The 16885-nt window shown below is 42.5% G+C and carries 16 protein-coding genes; 4 read left to right on the forward strand and 12 right to left on the reverse strand.

Translation table 11 applies throughout. The features are described 5' to 3' along the window. The first annotated feature begins 145 nt into the window (after positions 1-145). Positions 146-1990, forward strand: coding sequence for an APC family permease (locus ACVBD2_RS09280; RefSeq protein ID WP_461685667.1), 1845 nt, complete (start codon positions 146-148; stop codon positions 1988-1990). 91 nt (positions 1991-2081) lie between these two features. On the opposite strand, the gene ACVBD2_RS09285 is transcribed toward ACVBD2_RS09280, so the two are convergent. From ACVBD2_RS09285 to ACVBD2_RS09300, 4 genes are all read right to left on the reverse strand, one after another. Continuing rightward, a complete protein-coding gene (locus tag ACVBD2_RS09285) occupies positions 2082-4043 on the reverse strand; it encodes a peptide ABC transporter substrate-binding protein (protein ID WP_461685668.1) in 1962 nt (653 codons plus the stop codon). A gap of 143 nt (positions 4044-4186) precedes the next feature. Then, positions 4187-4321: a 50S ribosomal protein L34 gene (gene rpmH / locus ACVBD2_RS09290; RefSeq protein WP_000831905.1), complete on the reverse strand. Its 135-nt coding sequence runs from the start codon at positions 4319-4321 to the stop codon at positions 4187-4189. Between the two features lie 145 nt (positions 4322-4466). Further along, positions 4467-5681: a pyridoxal phosphate-dependent aminotransferase gene (locus ACVBD2_RS09295; RefSeq protein WP_084948407.1), complete on the reverse strand. Its 1215-nt coding sequence runs from the start codon at positions 5679-5681 to the stop codon at positions 4467-4469. A 144-nt stretch (positions 5682-5825) separates the two neighbouring features. Continuing rightward, positions 5826-6125 carry a hypothetical protein gene (locus tag ACVBD2_RS09300; RefSeq protein ID WP_461685669.1) on the reverse strand — a complete coding sequence of 100 codons (300 nt, stop codon included), beginning with the start codon at positions 6123-6125 and terminating at the stop codon, positions 5826-5828. A 167-nt stretch (positions 6126-6292) separates the two neighbouring features. On the opposite strand from ACVBD2_RS09300, the gene ACVBD2_RS09305 reads away from it, so the two are divergent. Further along, positions 6293-6745, forward strand: coding sequence for a universal stress protein (locus tag ACVBD2_RS09305; RefSeq protein ID WP_000079158.1), 453 nt, complete (start codon positions 6293-6295; stop codon positions 6743-6745). A gap of 35 nt (positions 6746-6780) precedes the next feature. Here the strand turns inward: ACVBD2_RS09305 and ACVBD2_RS09310 are convergent, their stop codons facing one another. After that, positions 6781-8166, reverse strand: coding sequence for a Cof-type HAD-IIB family hydrolase (locus ACVBD2_RS09310; protein WP_461685670.1), 1386 nt, complete (start codon positions 8164-8166; stop codon positions 6781-6783). A gap of 65 nt (positions 8167-8231) precedes the next feature. Here ACVBD2_RS09310 and ACVBD2_RS09315 point away from each other — a divergent pair, with 65 nt between their 5' ends. Continuing rightward, positions 8232-9194, forward strand: coding sequence for an asparaginase (locus ACVBD2_RS09315; RefSeq protein WP_461685671.1), 963 nt, complete (start codon positions 8232-8234; stop codon positions 9192-9194). A gap of 40 nt (positions 9195-9234) precedes the next feature. Here the strand turns inward: ACVBD2_RS09315 and ccpA are convergent, their stop codons facing one another. Further along, the gene (gene ccpA / locus ACVBD2_RS09320) at positions 9235-10245 is read right to left on the reverse strand and encodes a catabolite control protein A (protein ID WP_038804599.1); all 1011 of its coding nucleotides are present in this window, start codon (positions 10243-10245) and stop codon (positions 9235-9237) included. Positions 10246-10454: 209 nt separating this feature from the next. Between ccpA and ACVBD2_RS09325 the strand changes: the two genes are divergently transcribed. Beyond that, the gene (locus ACVBD2_RS09325; RefSeq protein WP_461685672.1) at positions 10455-10772 is read left to right on the forward strand and encodes a DUF960 domain-containing protein; all 318 of its coding nucleotides are present in this window, start codon (positions 10455-10457) and stop codon (positions 10770-10772) included. A 46-nt stretch (positions 10773-10818) separates the two neighbouring features. Here the strand turns inward: ACVBD2_RS09325 and folK are convergent, their stop codons facing one another. The 6 genes from folK to ACVBD2_RS09355 all read right to left on the reverse strand — a co-directional run bounded on the left by folK (position 10819) and on the right by ACVBD2_RS09355 (position 16759). Then, on the reverse strand, positions 10819-11631 hold the full coding sequence (folK, locus tag ACVBD2_RS09330) for a 2-amino-4-hydroxy-6-hydroxymethyldihydropteridine diphosphokinase (RefSeq protein WP_461685673.1): 813 nt from the start codon (positions 11629-11631) through the stop codon (positions 10819-10821). Between the two features lie 42 nt (positions 11632-11673). Further along, positions 11674-12228, reverse strand: coding sequence for a GTP cyclohydrolase I FolE (gene folE / locus ACVBD2_RS09335; protein WP_125394888.1), 555 nt, complete (start codon positions 12226-12228; stop codon positions 11674-11676). Beyond that, the gene (locus ACVBD2_RS09340) at positions 12185-13531 is read right to left on the reverse strand and encodes a bifunctional folylpolyglutamate synthase/dihydrofolate synthase (protein ID WP_461685674.1); all 1347 of its coding nucleotides are present in this window, start codon (positions 13529-13531) and stop codon (positions 12185-12187) included. Before ACVBD2_RS09340 ends, folE begins: the two co-directional genes overlap by 44 nt. Before the next feature lies 1 nt (position 13532). After that, positions 13533-14477, reverse strand: a complete 945-nt coding sequence (gene folP / locus ACVBD2_RS09345) for a dihydropteroate synthase (RefSeq protein ID WP_461685675.1) — start codon at positions 14475-14477, stop codon at positions 13533-13535. Positions 14478-14580: 103 nt separating this feature from the next. Further along, the gene (locus ACVBD2_RS09350; RefSeq protein WP_461685676.1) at positions 14581-15288 is read right to left on the reverse strand and encodes a lysostaphin resistance A-like protein; all 708 of its coding nucleotides are present in this window, start codon (positions 15286-15288) and stop codon (positions 14581-14583) included. A gap of 52 nt (positions 15289-15340) precedes the next feature. Then, entirely contained in the window at positions 15341-16759 is a 1419-nt protein-coding gene (locus tag ACVBD2_RS09355; RefSeq protein WP_000359241.1) for an NCS2 family permease, read from the reverse strand. Positions 16760-16885: the final 126 nt, after the last annotated feature.

The following is a 16885-nucleotide window of genomic DNA, read 5'->3' on the forward strand; positions in this document are numbered from 1 at the left end:
TAACCTCATTTTCTTCCATCTATTATACCAAAAATAGCATCCCCCGGCTTGTAAAAATATTCTAATACCGATCATTCTCCCTTGACTGCATTTTTTCAAAGCAGTATAATAACACTTATTGAAATTTTCATCAAAGGAAAAGAAAATGTTTAGAAAATTAAAATATACCTTTATCGGTCGACCACTCAAGTCTCTCACAGATGGTGAAGGGGGATTACTTGGAAAAATGCAGGCCTTGGCCATGTTGTCAAGTGACGCTCTGTCTTCTATTGCCTATGGACCTGAACAAGTCATTCTCGTTTTAGTCAGTCTCTCTCCTCTCGCTATTTGGTGGAGCCTCCCTATCGGTATTTTTGTCCTCTTACTGCTCGCTAGTTTGACCATTTCCTATCGTCAAATCATCCACGCCTATCCTCAAGGTGGAGGAGCTTATATGGTCACTCGGGAAAATCTCTCTCCTGAACTAGGCTTGATTGCAGGGGGCAGCCTCCTTGTTGACTATATGCTGACAGTAGCCGTATCCGTTGCTTCTGGAGCTGATGCTATTACTGCAGCCATCCCTGCCCTCCATCCCTACAATCTTCATATCTCTATTTTCCTAGTCTGCCTGCTCATGCTCTTGAATTTAAGAGGATTGAAAGAATCTGCCAGCTCTCTGATGATTCCCGTCTACCTCTTTATCTTCAGTACCGTCTTTCTCTTGCTTTATGGGTTCTTTCAACTATTTACAGGTTCCCTAAACTACCAGGCAACTTCAACCATTGGACAAACCGTTCCGAGCCTTTCCATCGTTCTCCTATTGAGAGCCTTTACCAGTGGCTCTGCCTCTCTGACAGGGGTTGAAGCTATTTCAAATGCGGTACCATTTTTCAAAACTCCGAAAGAAAAGAATGCTGCTCAAACCTTGACCATCATGTCCTTGATTTTAGGTTTTCTTTTTGCAGGCATCACCTTCCTAAACTACTGGATGGGCATCACACCTCAAAATGGAGAAACCATCCTCTCGCAAATGGCCAAGGGCATTCTTGGTGATTCATTCTTTGGTCATGCTAGCTACTATCTCTTCCAGTTCTCAACAGCCTTGATTCTAGCTGTGGCTGCAAATACTGGCTTTTCAGCCTTCCCTATGCTGTCCTACAATATGGCCAAAAACAAGTACATGCCCCATCTCTTTATGGAAAAAGGGGATCGACTTGGCTACTCCAACGGTATCTTAACTCTGGCCTTTGGGGCTATGATCCTTCTTCTCATTTTTAACGGGAATACTGAACGCTTGATTCCTCTTTATACTATCGGGGTCTTCGTTCCCTTTGCCCTTTCTCAGACTGGGATGATTCGCCATTGGAAAAAGGAAAAAGGAGCAAACTTCTTAAAACCTGCCTTTGCAAATATCCTTGGCGCCATCATTTGTTATGCTATCGTTCTCATTTTACTCCTCTTCAGGCTGGGTGATATCTGGCCATTCTTCCCAATTATCCTAGTTTTAACCTTCCTCTTTTTGTCCATTCACAGCCATTACCAAAAAGTGGCAAAACAGCTACGACTCTACGAAGGAATTGAAAAACGTACCTACGACGGCAATCTTGTCCTTGTCCTAGTAGGAAATGTCACTCGAGTAAGTGTCGGAGCCATTAACTACGCTCAAAGTATCGGTGATGAAGTGTTAGCCATGCACATTTCTACTAAAGAAACGGCCGAAAAAGACCAAGAAATTCTTCAGGAATTTGCCGATTACTTCCCAAATATCACTCTGAAGAATATCAACACCAGCTACCGCGACATCATCACCCCTAGTGTTAAGTATGTCAAACGAATCGCCCAAGAAGCTAAGCAAAAAAACTACACCGTTACAGTCCTTGTACCACAGTTCATCCCTAACAAGCCTTGGCAAAATATCCTGCACAATCAAATGAGTCTCAAACTAAAATACGCCCTTCGTTGGCACCAGGATGTCGTTGTCGCTAGCTACTCCTATCACTTAAAAGAATAAAGAAAAGGCCCTACCAGAACCAAAAAGCGTCTGGTGGGGCCTTTTTCTGAATCCAGCCACTATGCTTAACTAAAAAGCATGACTAGGAATATTATTGAATATGGTTAGCTAAATCTTCCTGAGCTTTTTTATTGGACTCAGTTTTTTCTTTTTGCCATTTTTCATAAAGCTCTTGATACTGTTTCGCAGTCACGGGATCTTTTTGCAACTCAAGGTATTTGTAGTTATCCGCATCCCCTTTATGTCCGACAAATGAGAAGGCTCCTGTGAACGGTACAGTCTTACGGAAGATTGGATTAGCCCCTCCACTTTGAACTGGTAGAAAGAGAGCACTATCTGTTAGCCAAGCTTGAACTTCAGCAAATTTTTCATAGCGAGTCTGAGTGTTTTCAACTTCTTTATCTGCCTCATCTAACAACTTCTTGTAGGTAGGGAGACCGATTTTTTCCTTGACATCATTGTCTTTTTCTGGAGTCAAGCCAAGATTTTTTAACTGAGAGCCGGAGTCTGGGTCCAAAAGGTCAAGATAGGTTTTCGGATCTGAGTAATCCCCACTCCAGCCCGAGATGTCGATGTCATAGTCCTTTTGTTCAGCTGTGTCAGCAAAGAAGGTTGCATTGTCTTTCTCGTCTGGAGACAATTGAATCACATCGATAACAATATTATCTGATCCAAGTGTCTCTTCAACAGTCTGCTTGAAAGAACTGGCTTGCTGTACGTCCAACTTAGCAGTCTGATCCACCGGCATGTCTAAATGGATAGGGAAGGTCACACCTTCTGCCTGTAAACTTTCTTTGGCTTTGGCAAATTCTGCCTTGGCTTTGTCAGCATTCAAGAAGGCAGGCTGAGCGTCGTTTAGATTGACATTAGCCCACTCTGAACCATAGTTGACCATCTTTTCATTGACAGTATCCCCGAAGTTTTTACCACCGATTTGAACAAAGTTACTTGGTGTGACTATGTTTCGAAGAATACGGTCAGCTCCATCTTCTCCATTTGTCTGGGCAGCGTAGGCATGACGGTCAAAGGCAAAGTTAATCGCCTGACGGAAGTCCTTATTTTGCATAGCTGCACGGGAATCCGCCTTTTCTTTATCCGTCTGTTTCATGGTTTGATTGTAACTTTGACGGTTGACATTGAAGAGATAGTAGAAAGTCACAGCATCCTGAGGAGTATAGGTAATCTTATCTTCATTCCCTTTTTTCAGCTGGTCAAAGACAGAACTTGTCGGGAAGATGCGTCCATCTGTGTAATTTCCTTCTAAGAATCCTCGAGCCAAACTATCTTGATCTGAACCATCATAGAAGGAAAGCTTTACCTTCTCAATTTTCACATTGTCCTTATCCCAGTAATTGGGGTTCTTTTCAAACTCAATTAAAGATTTTGATGTGAAAGACTTGAACAAGTATGGCCCATTTGACAGAATACTAGATGGGGTAACACTTCCAAAATCATCACCCTTAGATTTCAAAAAGGCTTCATTAACAGGACTCAAAATCCCCCCTGTTGTCTTCGAATTCCAATAAGACTCTGGCTTGTTCAAGGTGTATTGGAGAGTATAGTCGTCCACTGCCTTGACTCCAACCGTCTCAAAGTCAGATGTTTTCCCTTCGACATAATCTGCCAAACCTTTGATCGAATCCCGTACCAAGTACAAATTCTCAGCTTTTTTATCCGCTGCATACTTGAGACCCGTCACAAAGTCATGAGCTGTCACTTCAGCGTATTCTTCTCCTTCAGAGGTATACCACTTAGCCCCTTGGCGGATTTTGTAGGTATAAGTCAAACCATCTTTTGATACTGTCCACGACTCTGCCATAGAAGGGACGAGGTTTCCGTACTTATCATTTTCCAACAAACCATCGATCAAGTTTGTCGTAATGCTAGAGGTCGAGCCACGTGTCGAAGTGATATAGTCTAATGTATCTGGATTGCTTGCAAATACATAAGAGTAGGTTTTATCTGTATTTGATTGTGCCGAACTACAAGCCGCCATCAAGAAGCTTGCGCTCAAAATTCCAGCCCCTAGTAGGAGGGCTTTTGATTTCTTCATAACTGTTCTCCATTTTTTATAGTATGTGAAATATTATACACTATTTCAGAAAAAATATAAAGCATTTACAAACTGATATTATAGGAAAAAGAAAAGCCAGTAGACTCGAGTTCCTACTGACTTCTTTGTTGAATTCGTTTGGATTAAGCAGCCAAAACTTTGCGTCCTTTACGACGACGAGCTGCCAATACGCGACGACCGTTTTTAGTTGACATACGGTTACGGAATCCGTGTTTGCGCGCACGACGAAGTTTACTTGGTTGATAAGTACGTTTCACGATGAATACCTCCTCATAGATTTTGTATTCGTTTAGCCGGCTATAAAGTGATCAGTTACTAAACATACTTTACTATTCTATCTGATTCTGCCACTTTTGTCAATAGCTCCAAGCAAATGTTTTCTAGCTTTTCCTATGAAAGCCCTTATCTACGATACTGTTTCAAGAAACGAGTCATCTTTTCTTGGATTTGTGCTAATTCGTCCACTCGTGGGAGGTAAACGATACGGAAATGGTCTGGTTCCTTCCAGTTAAAACCACGACCATGAACCAAGAGAACCTTTTCTTGTTTCAAGAAATCAAGAACGAACTGTTCATCATCATCGATGCGGTACATATTGCGGTCAATTTTAGGGAAGATATAAAGACCCGCCTTAGGTTTGACCGCAGACAAACCTGGAATATCTTGAATAGCATTGTAAATGAAGTTTCTTTGCTCATAGATACGACCACCAGGAAGGAGTAATTCGTCCACTGACTGGTGCCCACCTAGTGATGTTTGTACGACTTGCTGGGCCAAAACGTTAGAACAAAGGCGCATGTTGGACAGCATATTGAGACCCTCGATATAGCCTTTAACATGTGTCTTAGGACCAGACAAGACCATCCAGCCCACACGAAAACCAGCGATACGATGCGATTTTGACAGACCATTCATGCTGACACAGAAGACATCTGGTGCCAAGCTCGCCACAGGCGTGTGTACATGCCCATCCATCACCATACGGTCATAAATCTCATCCGCAAAGATAATCAAATCGTTTTGACGAGCAATCTCAATAATCTCCAGCAAGAGTTCCTTAGGATAAAGGGCTCCAGTTGGGTTATTTGGATTGATAAGGACGATTGCCTTGGTATTGGAAGTAATTTTTGACTTGATATCATCAATATCTGGGTACCATTCTGCAGCTTCATCACAGATATAGTGAACCGCATTTCCCCCAGCTAGGCTGACAGCAGCCGTCCAGAGAGGATAGTCTGGCATAGGCACCAAGACCTCATCTCCATTGTCCAAAAGCCCCTGCATGGACATAACAATCAGCTCACTGACACCATTTCCGAGGTAAATATCATCAATGTCTACATTGGGAAATTTCTTCAGTTGGCAATACTGCATGATGGCCTTACGGGCTGAGAAAATCCCTTTAGAGTCAGAATACCCTTCACTATCACGCGCATTCATAATCAAGTCATGAATGACCTCATCTGGCGCTGTAAAGCCAAATTCTGCTGGATTCCCTGTATTCAAACGTAAAATCTTTTCTCCGTTTGCTCGCATCCGCATAGCTTCTTCCAAAACAGGGCCACGGATATCATAGGCAACATGCTCTAACTTACTAGACTTGTTATATTCTTTCATCTTGTTTCCTCAATTCATCGAGATAGTAACATTATACCACTAGAAAGGGATTGCGACAAGTTTCCTGAAATGAGCAAGCAAAGAAAAAAACTCACAACGACTAGGTTCTCACCGTCTAAATAACTAGAATGCAGAAGTATTTTCTCACATACCAAAAGACAAATCTAGGAAGACTAATGCTAAAAAGGAATCATACAAAAGATTAAACATGAAAAAGAGCCCCCACATGACCAAATAGTCCAAGCGACCACTTCTCTTTGCAATCACAAATAAAATGATGTGGTAGACTAAGTGAAAGAGAAGAAAGCCAACAAAACCTGGATAGAGAACAGGCACGACTCTTTCCAGCTGCCAAAGCATCACTACTTCTCCTACAAGTGACGCAAGGATAATTCCATGATAAAGAAGACTTATTTTTTTAGAAGCTTGAACAAAATCTTTCATACTTTCTCATCCCCCTCACTATGTTTCCTACTATCCCGTTTTCTTTTATTTTAACATATCTCCACCAAATCGAATCTCCGATAATATTTATTTAAATATGATTTTTACTTTACTTCTTTAGTGAAAAGGATTACAATAAAAGTAAGAAAATTTCAGGAGGTTTCATTATGGCACAACGTTACCAAAATGTTATGGTTGCAATTGATGGTTCTAAAGAGGCAGACTTGGCTTTTGTTAAAGGTGTTTACACCGCTCTACGCAATGATTCCAAGCTCACCATTGCCCATGTTATTGACACACGCGCTCTTCAAAGCGTATCTACCTTTGATGCTGAAGTTTACGAAGAACTCCAAGTTGATGCTGAAAGTTTGATGAAAGAGTACGAAAAACGTGCAAAAGATGCGGGTGTGACGGATATTCACATCGTCATCGAAATGGGAAATCCAAAGACCCTCCTTGCCCGCACCATTCCAGACGCAGAAAATGTTGACCTGATTCTCGTCGGTGCAACGGGTCTTAATGCCTTTGAGCGCCTCTTGGTTGGCTCTTCATCTGAATACATCCTCCGCCACGCAAAAGTTGATTTGCTCGTCGTGAGAGAACAAGAAAAAACATTATAGGAACACAAAAGGAGCCTGCTAGGCTCCCTTTTTTCTTACTTATTTCTCTCTTTATGTCGCTCATAAGCCTTGAGCTGACGCTGCAGTTCCTTTCTGATAGCAGGTTCTGGAGCATATTTTTCGTCCCAGTCATCCGGTTTTAAGATTTTATGTGTAACTGGATCAAAATGGGCTTTTCCATCAGGAAAAACCTTCCCCATGTTTGCCTCATGCACAATATCAAAGATGCGTTCTGGATCCACTCCCATCAAGGCAAAACTACCGTAAGTAAAATACAGTGTATCGATTAAGGCATCAACCTGCCCGATTAGATCTTTTTGGGCAGGCGTTTTTTGCCTCACCTTTTCGGCCGCCTTGTCAAGTGCCGCATGCATGCTTGCAAGCGACTGCTGGAATTCTTCCTCCGAAGAACTTGCCGCGCGGACAAACTCTACTAATTCTTCAATTTTAAAATCTGCGCGGTGGGTTGCACCTTCAACATCCCATGCCTGTGGCTCTTCTTGAGTTCGTTCATCCATCATGTGGTGGAAGGTCTTGACCTTATTAAAATGGTAATCTCGACTGACAAAAACTTTTTCTGAAGCCAAAACACCAAAGTGCTCGAGCGCCTTATGGATGCCATCTTGTTGGTTACTTGCAGTAATGTGCTTGGCAACTTCTTTGACGCTGCTACTGCCATTTCCCATGGCTACAGACATACCAACACCTGCCAACATTTCCAGGTCATTGTCTGAATCACCAAAGGCCATGACTTGGTTGAGATCAAAGCCATATTCTTTCCCGACTCGGCGAATGCCTTCTAGTTTGGAATTTCCTTGGTTGATGATATCCGCAGCGAAGGGATTGCTTCGAGTTAGTTTCAAGTCTTCAAAATCAGCTGCTGCCTTCTCAGATTCTTCTGGCGTCATCAGCATTAACACTTGATAGATTGGCTCATTGATCAAACGAAGTAGGTCATCTTCCTTTTGAGGGACTGCCTTACTAACCATTCGATTAAAGGAACGGCTAACGGTTCTTGTTAAGCCAGTTGGAATGAAACGGCTAACCAGCTGTGAAAAGGATCCGAGACCAAATGACATAATTTTCGAACCAACAACAGCATGCTCGGTTCCAAGAGCGATTTCTTTTTGCTCTTTTTTAGCATAGGCAATCAATTGACGCAGGCTTGACTTAGCAATCGGGCTAGCAAATAAAACTTTTTCTTTATTAAAGATATATTGTCCGTTATAAGTTATTGCAAAATCCAGATCTAAATCTTCCATCAATTCCTTGACAAAGAAAGGCCCCCGTCCTGTCGCCACTCCAACAAGCACCCCTTGCTCTTTCACAATCCTAATCGCGTCCTTAGTGGATTTCAAAACACTCTTGCGATCGTTGACTAGCGTTCCATCGATATCAAAAAAAACAGCCTTGACTTCCATCCTGTCCCATTCTCCCCTTTTGTGTTACAATGATTATACCACATTTCAGAAAGAGTGACTAAATCATGCCTAAGAAAATCCTTGTTTTACATACAGGTGGGACTATTTCCATGCAAGCAGACGCCACTGGTGCCGTTGTAACTAGTCAGGACAATCCCATGAACCATGTTTCCAATCCACTTGAAGGGATTGAGGTTCATGCCCTAGACTTTTTTAATCTGCCAAGCCCTCATATCAAACCCAAGCATATGCTTGCACTCTATCATAAGATTAAAGAGGACGCTGATAACTACGATGGAGTTGTCATCACACATGGTACAGATACCTTAGAAGAAACAGCTTACTTCCTTGATACCATGAAAATCCCGCCTATCCCCATCGTTCTAACAGGGGCCATGCGTAGTTCAAACGAACTTGGTAGCGATGGTGTTTATAACTATCTGAGCGCTTTGCGAGTCGCAAGCGATGACAAGTCAGCTGACAAGGGTGTGCTGGTCGTCATGAATGATGAGATTCACGCAGCAAAGTATGTTACCAAAACCCATACGACCAACGTCGGTACCTTTCAAACTCCTACTCACGGGCCTCTCGGTCTCATCATGAAGCAAGAAATCCTCTACTTCAAAACAGCTGAGCCTCGTGTCCGTTTTGATCTCGAGCATATTCAAGGTCTAGTTCCCATCATCTCGGCCTATGCAGGTATGACAGATGAGCTGATTGATATGCTTGACCTAGATCACCTAGATGGATTAGTCGTTCAAGCTTTTGGAGCAGGTAATGTACCCAAAGAAACAGCTCAAAAATTAGAAAGTCTCCTCCAAAAAGGCATTCCAGTCGCCTTGGTTTCACGTTGTTTTAACGGAATTGCAGAACCCGTTTACGCCTATCCAGGCGGAGGAGTTCAATTACAAGAGTCTGGCGTTTTCTTTGTCAAAGAACTCAATGCTCAAAAAGCTCGCCTCAAATTATTGATTGCTATCAACGCTGGGCTAAAAGGAGAAGAACTTCGCAATTACATGGAAGGTTAAAATTGAAAATCAGGAAATCTTCTCGATTCCCTGATTTTTTCTATTTGCGTTTTCGTGTCGAACGACGTTCTGTCAAACCGTGAGGGAGAAGAACTTCACGTTCTTCCAACTCTTCCTTATGCATAATCTTGGTCAACATACGCATACTGATAGCACCAAGGTCGTATAGAGGTTGAGCAATTGTCGTTAAGTTTGGACGAGTGAATCGTGCAATTTGAGAATCATCTGTCGTGATGATTTCAAACTCTTCTGGTACAGAAATACCGTGATCTGCCAAGCCATTTAACACACCCGCAGCCAATTCATCACCTGTCACAACTGCAGCTGTAGCCTGTGAAGAAACCAAGCGCTCTGCCAAGGCATAGCCATCATTATAGCTGTATTTAGACTCAAATACCAAGCCCTCGCTATAAGGGATTCCTGCCTTTTTCAAAGCTTCCTTGTAACCAATCAATCGAATTTTGCCGTTGATATCATCAACAAGTGGCCCGCTGACAAAGGCAATCTTTTCATTTTCCTGAAGCAAATGAGTTACTGCATCAATCGTTGCTTGTTTGTAGTCAATATTAACACTTGGCAACTGGTGTTCGATATCCACCGTTCCTGCAAGGACAACTGGCGTCCGAGATCGAGAAAATTCTGAACGAATCTTTTCAGTCAAGTGATAGCCCATAAAGATAATACCATCAACTTGTTTTGAAAAGAGAGTATTAACTACTGAAACTTCTTTTTCATCGTCTTCATCACTGTTGGCTAGGACGATATTGTACTTATACATCTCTGCAATATCATCAATCCCCTTGGCTAGGGTTGAAAAATAGCCATTGGTGATATTTGGAATCACAACACCAACTGTCGTGGTTTTCTTGCTGGCCAAGCCACGCGCTACCGCATTTGGACGGTAGTCAAGACGATCGATCACCTCTAGAACTTTTTTACGAGTATTCTCTTTGACGTTCTTATTGCCATTCACTACACGGCTAACAGTTGCCATTGAAACCCCAGCTTCACGGGCAACATCATAAATCGTTACTGTATCATCTGTGTTCATTCTATTTCCTTTCTATATTGAAAATTTCGCTTTCATGCATCTGCTTACTCCATTTTATCACTTATTGTAAACACTTTCAAGTATTTTTTAGAGAAACTTTGAAAAAATTTCACAACCTATTCCCATTTTGAAAAAGCGAGTACGATTTCTTGATTTTTGGGATGTTTTGCTGTATGATAAGGAAAAATAAAAGGAGGGAGGGAATGTTTATGGCTTTTACAAATACTCAGAGACGTTCGGCCAGTTTTGGCGTTGTGACCAGCTTGCCTGACGATGTTATCGACTCTTTGTGGTATATTATCGATCATTTTTTGAAAAACGTCTTTGAATTAGAAGAGGAACTTGAATTTCAACTGCTAAATAACGAGGGAACCATCACCTTCCATTTCTCTAGTCAGCACCTGCCGACTAGTATCGACTTTGATTTTAATCACCCCTTTGACCCTCTTTACCCTCCTCGGGTCCTTGTTTTAGATATGGACGGGAGAGAAACCATCCTCCTTCCTGAAGAAAATGACCTATTTTAAAAACTCTAGCTTCTCGGCGCAAACTGCTGAGGAACTAGAGTTTTTTCTATTTGTTCAATTCTTGATACAAGTGGCGAATTGGTTGTTTTAGTACTGGATGAATAAAATGGGAAGCTATTTCTTGCAGAGGCCCTAGGACAAAGAGGCGTTCTGCTATATAAGGATGAGGCAAGATGAGCTCGTCTGTATAAATGACTTGGTCCTCCACAAAGAGTAGGTCCAAATCAATCAAACGAGGCCCCCAATGCACCTCTCGAACCCGTCCCATTTCTGACTCAATGGCTAACAAGGTTTCTAACAAGACTGGAGCCGGTAGCCATGTTTCTACTTCAATCACCTGATTGGCAAAACTAGCTTGTTCCACACCGCCCCAAGGCTCCGTCGTCAAGACACTGGACTCTTTTAGAATATGGATACCACGAGCTCGCAGTTTGTCAATAGCTTGTTCCAAGTTTGCTTGCTTATCCCCCATATTGCTTCCTAGGGCGATAAAAGCCCGTTGCTTACGACGGTGGATGGTCACCGAGCAGGTATCCAGTGGTAAACGCACTGGAGCCCAAGGTTTTTTCAGTTCCAGCTCAATCTCCTGAACGAGAGGATAGGTCTCAAAGGTACGCTCTACTAGTTTGTAGGCTACCGTCTCAATCAAGTCCTCAGTGGTTTCCTGAAACCAAGTCGTCCACTGCTGACAAAGTTCTCCGTAATGGACAGAAGCCGTCAAGTCCAAGTCTGTCGCTGCCTTGGTCATATCATAGGATAGGGTCGCCGAAATGACAAACTTTTGCCCTAGCTCTTTTTCACTAGGAAAAAGCCCGTGATAGGCAAAAATTTCCAAATCTTTAATCTGCAGTTGATCCATAACTAGTCCTTTCTAGAAAAATCCGCTTGAAGCGGATTCTTTTTATAGTCCCATTAAACGATAAGCCTGATCTCGGAGGTCTTTATCTGTTTCAAATAGACCACGAGCTACTGTCGTCAAGGTTGCCGTGCCTGGTTTTCTGACACCACGCATGCTCATACACATATGTTCGGCCTCAATAACAACAAAGGCTCCCTTAGCCCCCAGATAGTCCATCAAGGCATCGGCCACTTCGATATTCAGCCGTTCTTGAATCTGTGGTTTTTTAGAATAAACTTCAACCGTACGGGCTAGCTTGGACAAGCCTGCCACCCGACCATCTGGAATATAGGCAATGTGCGCTCTACCATAAAAGGGCAAGAAGTGGTGTTCACACATAGTGTGGAAAAAGATATCCTTTTCTACCACCATGTTATCATCAATAATCTCAAAGGATTTTGACAGGTGTTCCTCCGCTGTTTGACCAAGACCTGAAAAAATCTCTTGATACATACGGGCTACACGAGCAGGTGTTTCCTGCAAGCCCTCGCGGTTAGCATCCTCACCGACGGCCTCAATAATCATTTTTACAGCCGTTTCGATCTTTTGTATATCCATTCTCGTTCTTCCTCTCCATCAGGTAGGCTCTCACTTGGCTCAAGAAATACAAGGAACCTGTGACAATCCTAACTGTTTGTTTCTCTTCTTTTTTATCTGTCAATTTCTGCTCTAGAAAATCCTGCCAACTGTGGTAATTGAGATTTCTAGACTTAGCTGTCTCTTTCAATGCTCTTTCATCAGTCGCCCGACTATCGTCAAAATGGGTTAAAGTCAATTGACTATCTGGCACCGTTTCTAGCAAGTCCAACATATCCTCCAAGGCCTTGGTTTTGATACAAGTAAAGAGGATTTCTTTATGATAGTCAACAAAGCGTTCTTGCAAAGTTTTCAACAAGGCCTTGATGGCATGCGGATTGTGAGCCCCATCTAAAATCATCAGAGGTTCACTAGGCAGGACCTCCAAACGCCCTGGCCATCTGGTTTCCTCCATGGCTTGAGCAACCAAGTCATTGCTAGCTAATTCTCGTCCAACCTCCTGACAATAAGTGTCTAAGAGAGCAAGCGCCATCCCCGCATTTTCTATCTGGTGCAAGCCAAGCAGACCTGTTTGAAAGCGACCTTGTCTGACAGAACTGGTATAATCAAAGATTTCACCCGCTACCACGCTTTCTTGATGACGAACCTGATAATCTTTTCCATAGGCAAGTCGCGGCGCATTTTTAGCTTCTGCAATAGGGTCTATCACAGTCAAGGCTTCTTGAGTAATGCGACCTGTTACCAAAGGAATGCCTTGCTTGATAATACCAGCTTTCTGCTCTGCTATAGCTTCCAAGGTGTCACCAAGTAGGGCCACATGATCCAAGCCAATAGTTGTAATCCCTGTCAGAATCGGCTGGCAGACATTGGTACTATCCAAGAGTCCACCCATTCCGACTTCCATGATAGCAACATCTACTTTCTCTGAGGAAAAATAATCATAAGCTAGAGCTGTGATAATCTCAAACTCAGTCGTTCCTTGTAAAGCAGCGACCTTCTCCCCCTCAAGCAAAGACCGATAAACTGCCATGAGGGATTCTAGCCTAGCCTCGGGAATGGATTCCCCATTGATGCTAATCTGGTCTGTATAATGAATGAGATAAGGCGAGCTAAAAACTCCAACTTTCAACCCCATCTTTTCCAGCATTTTTTTCAAAAAAGCAATGGTCGAACCCTTTCCATTGGTTCCACCGATATGGATAACCTTGAGTTTGAGATGGGGATTACCTCGCAGGGCTAGGAGTTCTACCATTCGCTCCAAACCAAAATGTGGTTGGTCCGTCCGGTAGTGGGCAATCCACTGATTGTTTTGAATTTCTTTCATCTTATTTATATTGTTTTAAATCTAGATTTTCCGCATCATCTGCCAAACGAATGGCTGACGCAATTTCAACTGCCATCTTATGACTGGCTACATCGTGCACGCGCACAACTTCGACACCCTGTCTCGCAGCGATACTGGTCACATGAGCCGAAGCGGTGTCCCGATTGCGAAAACCGACTTCCGTCTCAGGATTAACTTCAAAGTCATTCTCCTCAAGGATATTGATAACAAACCGCTTGCGCGAAACACCGAGAAAGATTGGATAGCCTTTCTGATGCAGTTTATCCAGATCACGTAGAAGGAGCAGATTTTCCTTCTTGGTCAGACCAAAGCCAATTCCTGGATCCAGCATGATCTTGCCTTTCGAAATCCCCGCTTTCTCCGCTCTCGCTAGAGCGCGGTCAAAGAAAGCCTTCATCAAATCTTCGATTGGCATTTTTTCAAAGTCAGCTAACTCTTCCTCTGTAAAAGCTTGTCCAAAGCCAAAATGAGGGAAGATGAGCGAACTAGGGTGCTGAGGTCGAGCCATGACTGGATTAAACATGATAACCACTTTCGCTCCAGCCTTAGCAACCACATCCGCCATTTTTTCATCTCCCATGAGACCAGTGATATCGTTGACCAGATTGGCACCAGCAGCCAAAGCAGCTTCTGCCACCTGACTCTTCCAAGTATCGATGGAGATGAGGACATCACTTTCTTGACGGATAGCCTTAATAACTGGGACAACACGCTGGATTTCCTCTTCTATCTCTACATAGCTACTTCCAGGGCGAGTCGATTCTCCACCGATGTCTAGCATGCTTGCTCCTTCAGCTATCAATTTACGGGCTTGCTGAAGAGCCTGGTCAACAGCAAAAAACTGCCCACCATCCGAAAAGGAATCTGGGGTTACATTGATAATTCCGCAAATGGCTGTTTTTGCCTGACTAGCTTTATTGGACATAAGGTCACTCCTCAAGGTTTTTCACCACATTATTTCTCTATTTTACCATAAAAAGAAAAAGATGGATACGCTAGCATTTATCTTTTCCAAGTAAGGAAATGGTTTAGAAAGGCAAGCCTACATTTCGACTAATCAAAACCAGTAAAGCCAGCAAACAAAAGGCAATACCATTGACAATCATATGAAGCAAGATCGACATCTCTAAACGTTCTGTTCTGTAGGCTGTCCAAGTTAAAACTGTCGACATTCCTCCATAGATAAGGAGAGAAGGCAGATTGGTCGGTGTGTGGAGCAAGGCAAAGACGACTGCACCTACAAGATAACCCAACTTCTCCTTCCCACAGAAGATCTTTTTAGGGATAATTCCACGACACAATATTTCCTCACAAATGGGAGCAATCAGAACCAGTAAGAAAAAACTGGAAATCAGCGAGCTATTCTGAACCAGATTATTAATAGTTGATTGATTGCTGGTCGTAGATTCATTCATCAGACGAAGCAAGGCAGAGCCGAATAAGTTACTTGTGAAAATAACCAAATAACTTAAAACCAAGCGGGCTAGATCTTTTGCCTTGAAAAAAGAAAGATTGAAGCTCGCAATCTCTGTTTTTCGCGCACTAAAGATAAAAACAGTTAGAATAACAACCGACAGCAAAGCCACCAAAAGTCCTGACTGGAGGAGTGGGAATTGTCTAGCAGATAAAAGGGCAGATAAAATTAAGGGAAGTTGAGATAACACCAGTCCTATTAAAAAAATCAACACCCATATTCCTCTATCCAGAATTTCTTGCCAGATACCTTTTTTCTTCATGATGTACCTCCTTATAATAAAAAGAGGAGACTCCCCTTTTTAATTATACCATTTATAGCGCCATACTGATATAGTTAAGGATAAACAAGGCATCCAAAATCCAAATCATTACGTGCACATCCTTGGCTTGACCTTTGACAACTTTTGTCAAGGTATATGTCAAGAAACCAACAGCAATCCCTTGTGTGATAGAGTAGCTGAATCCCATAAAGATAGATGTGAAGAAGGCAGGAACCGCTTCAGCCATATCATCCCAAGGGATATTTTTCAAGTTAGAAAGCATCATGATTCCGACGATGATCAAAATTGGTGCTGTTGCAGCTGTCGGAACAATCGCTAGAAGTGGGCTAAAGAAGCTAGATAGAGCAAAACAGATCGCAACCACTAGGGCTGTCAACCCAGTACGTCCACCAGCGCCGATACCCGCCGCAGACTCAACATAGGTTGTAACGTTTGAAGTACCTGCAATGGCACCTACTGAAGTTGCCACCAAGTCAGAGTAAAGAGCCTTGTCCAATTTAGCGGACTCATGGTTTTCCCCACTTGTCGCAACGATACCAACTTTTTCACCCGTACCGATAAGAGTACCGATTGTATCAAAAATATCCGTTAGTGAGAAGGCAAGAATGGCCATCAAGGTTTCTGGTAAACGTGAAGTGTTTGAAATCAAAGAGCCTAAACCTTCTGAACCAAGAGCAGCACCAAACAAAGTTCCTAAATCATTAACCGCTGCTGAAAGATTGTTGCTAGCAAAGTCAATCCCTGATAATTTGACAACACCAACAGCAATGGCAAGCACAGTCGTTGTTAAAATAGAAAGAATGATTCCACCCTTGATGCCTTTAACAACAAAGAAGATGGTAATAGCCAGACCTGCAAGAGCCACCAATACGGCTGGAGTATTGAAGTCTACCAATCCTGGAACAGCTGCGGAGTTTGCAGTAAGTGCAGCTTGAGCCTTGTCTGCTCCTTCACCTGCTACAGTATAAGTACCTGGGTCAATTGAGAATTTCAAGAGACCGGCATTCTTAATCCCAACATAGGCAAGGAAAACACCAATACCAGCGGAAATAGCTGAACGAAGTGTTGTGGGAATAGATTCGATGATCATTTTACGAACATTTGTCAAGGTAATAATCAATGAAATAATTCCACAAATGAAGACCATACCAAGAGCTTCTTTCCAAGTATAGCCCATCCCAAATACAACTGTAAATGTGAAGAAGGCATTTAGTCCCATACCTGGTGCTTGTGCGTATGGCAAATTAGCATAGAAAGCCATCATCAAAGTACCGACTACAGAACCGATAATCGTTGCCAAGAACACACCTTGAACAGGCATACCCGTTTGGGAAAGCATTTGAGGGTTTACAAAGAGAATATAACTCATTGCAAAGAATGTTGTTAAACCAGCAAGCACCTCTGTACGGACATCTGTCCCGTGCTCTTTTAGTTTAAATAGTTTGTCCATGTTTAATCTCCTTTTGTTTTTTACGAACAATATGAGTATTATATCATTTATTATTCACCTTTTCAATATGTTTGTTTGATTTATTTAACAAAATGAAATGTTTATTTTTTGTTTTGAGTCTGTTTT

It is taken from the genome of Streptococcus sp. KHUD_018 (assembly GCF_054861215.1).

Coding starts and splice junctions, on each gene's coding strand:
- ACVBD2_RS09310 (WP_461685670.1), bottom strand. CDS start 8,166: ATGGAAGTCAAGGCTGTTTTTTTTGATATCGATGGAACGCTAGTCAAC.
- ACVBD2_RS09340 (WP_461685674.1), bottom strand. CDS start 13,531: ATGAAAGAAATTCAAAACAATCAGTGGATTGCCCACTACCGGACGGAC.
- ACVBD2_RS09295 (WP_084948407.1), bottom strand. CDS start 5,681: ATGAAAGAATATAACAAGTCTAGTAAGTTAGAGCATGTTGCCTATGAT.
- folK (WP_461685673.1), bottom strand. CDS start 11,631: ATGGATCAACTGCAGATTAAAGATTTGGAAATTTTTGCCTATCACGGG.
- ACVBD2_RS09300 (WP_461685669.1), bottom strand. CDS start 6,125: ATGAAAGATTTTGTTCAAGCTTCTAAAAAAATAAGTCTTCTTTATCAT.
- ACVBD2_RS09325 (WP_461685672.1), top strand. CDS start 10,455: ATGGCTTTTACAAATACTCAGAGACGTTCGGCCAGTTTTGGCGTTGTG.
- ACVBD2_RS09355 (WP_000359241.1), bottom strand. CDS start 16,759: ATGGACAAACTATTTAAACTAAAAGAGCACGGGACAGATGTCCGTACA.
- ACVBD2_RS09285 (WP_461685668.1), bottom strand. CDS start 4,043: ATGAAGAAATCAAAAGCCCTCCTACTAGGGGCTGGAATTTTGAGCGCA.
- folP (WP_461685675.1), bottom strand. CDS start 14,477: ATGTCCAATAAAGCTAGTCAGGCAAAAACAGCCATTTGCGGAATTATC.
- ccpA (WP_038804599.1), bottom strand. CDS start 10,245: ATGAACACAGATGATACAGTAACGATTTATGATGTTGCCCGTGAAGCT.
- ACVBD2_RS09350 (WP_461685676.1), bottom strand. CDS start 15,288: ATGAAGAAAAAAGGTATCTGGCAAGAAATTCTGGATAGAGGAATATGG.
- ACVBD2_RS09305 (WP_000079158.1), top strand. CDS start 6,293: ATGGCACAACGTTACCAAAATGTTATGGTTGCAATTGATGGTTCTAAA.
- folE (WP_125394888.1), bottom strand. CDS start 12,228: ATGGATATACAAAAGATCGAAACGGCTGTAAAAATGATTATTGAGGCC.
- ACVBD2_RS09280 (WP_461685667.1), top strand. CDS start 146: ATGTTTAGAAAATTAAAATATACCTTTATCGGTCGACCACTCAAGTCT.
- ACVBD2_RS09315 (WP_461685671.1), top strand. CDS start 8,232: ATGCCTAAGAAAATCCTTGTTTTACATACAGGTGGGACTATTTCCATG.